Annotated in this window: 2 rRNA genes; both read left to right on the top strand. The window is 51.9% G+C overall.

The window, feature by feature from the left end:
* Nucleotides 1–58, top strand: a 16S ribosomal RNA gene (locus tag MHX66_RS10435); the annotation flags it as partial.
* 405 nt (nucleotides 59–463) lie between these two features.
* Nucleotides 464–1,731 (top strand): 23S ribosomal RNA (locus MHX66_RS10430); the annotation flags it as partial.

Raw genomic sequence — 1,731 nt, 5'->3', positions numbered from 1 at the left:
TGGGACGAAGTCGTAACAAGGTAGCCGTACCGGAAGGTGCGGCTGGATCACCTCCTTTCTAAGGAGTATTTGTTTTTAATTGTTTCTGGGTGAATAGGTAGCCGGTTCAACCAGCCTTTTGTTGGTGGTTGTTGGGTGCTGTTGTGTTCAAGTCACTTTGTTATAGTGTTGGATGTTTGTGTGTTGGGGTTGGCACAGTGTTGGGGTTGGGTTAGCAAAGTTTTGGTTTGTCATGGCTGTTGGGTGTCTGGGACAATCTGTTTGTTCCTTTTTGTGGACGCTCGGCAATGGGCTGATGAGTTTTCGTTGGTTTGTTGTGGGTGTTTAGTGTTGTTTGAGAACTGTATAGTGGACGCGAGTATCTTCTTTTTGTGATTTTTTGTTTGAAATCATTTTTGTTCACGCGCTGATCGCATTGCCTTTTGTTGGGTGTGTGGTTGGTGTGTGGGTGTCTTAGTATTTTGTGTTGTCTGTGAAGGGCGCACGGTGGATGCCTTGGGCATGATAAGCCGATGAAGGACGTGGAAGGCCGCGATAGTCCTCGGGGAGTTGTCAATCGAGCGTTGATCCGAGGGTGTCCGAATGGGGAAACCTGGCCACAGTTGTGTGTGGTCGCTGCATGGATGAATTCATAGTTTGTGTGGTGGTAACGCGGGGAAGTGAAACATCTTAGTACCCGCAGGAGAAGAAAATAATAATGATTCTGCTAGTAGCGGCGAGCGAACGTGGATTTTTGGCTAAACTGCATGCGTGTGATACCTGGCAGGGGTTGCGTGTGTGGGGTTGTGGGGTTGTGTTGTGCGGTGCTGCCATGCCGTGCCCCGACATTGTGTGTTAGCGGAAGTGGTTTGGAATGGCCTGCCGTAGACGGTGAGAGTCCGGTACGTGAAAGCATGTGGTGTTGGGGTTGACATGATGTACCCGAGTAGCAGCGGGCTCGTGGAATCTGCTGTGAATCTGCCGGGACCGCCCGGTAAGCCTGAATACTTATTGTGACCGATAGTGTATGAGTACCGTGAGGGAATGGTGAAAAGTACCCCGGGAGGGGAGTGAAATAGTACCTGAAACCGTGTGCCTACAAGCCGTCAGAGCCTTTTTTGGGGTGATGGCGTGCCTTTTGAAGAATGAGCCTGCGAGTCAGCGGCATGTCGCGAGGTTAACCCGTGTTGTGGGGTAGCCGTAGGGAAACCGAATCCTAATGAGGGTGTGTTTTAGTGGCGTGTCCTGGACCCGAAGCGGGGTGATCTACCCATGGCCAGTGTGAAGCAGCTGTAAGAGGCTGTGGAGGCGCGAACCCACTTAGGTTGAAAACTGAGGGGATGAGTTGTGGGTAGGGGTGAAAGGCCAATCAAACTCCGTGATAGCTGGTTCTCCCCGAAATGCATTTAGGTGCAGCGTCGTGTGTTTCTTGCCGGAGGTAGAGCTACTGGTTGGTTGAGCGGGACTATCATCTTAGCGACGTCAGCCAAACTCCGAATGCCGGTAAGTCAGAGTACGGCAGTGAGACTGCGGGGGATAAGCTTCGTTAGTCGAGAGGGAAACAGCCCAGATCGCCGGTTAAGGCCCCTAAGAGTGTGCTAAGTGGAAAAGGATGTGGGATCGCGAAGACAGCCAGGAGGTTGGCTTAGAAGCAGCCATCCTTGAAAGAGTGCGTAATAGCTCACTGGTCGAGTGGTTCTGCGCCGACAATGTAGTGGGGCTCAAGTACACCGCCGAAACCGCGGAACTCAA

Source organism: Corynebacterium sp. ACRPH (assembly GCF_022347285.1).
Lineage (GTDB): Bacteria > Actinomycetota > Actinomycetes > Mycobacteriales > Mycobacteriaceae > Corynebacterium.
The sequence above is the reverse complement of the archived record's forward strand: the minus strand, read 5'-3'. Positions and strand labels throughout refer to the sequence as shown.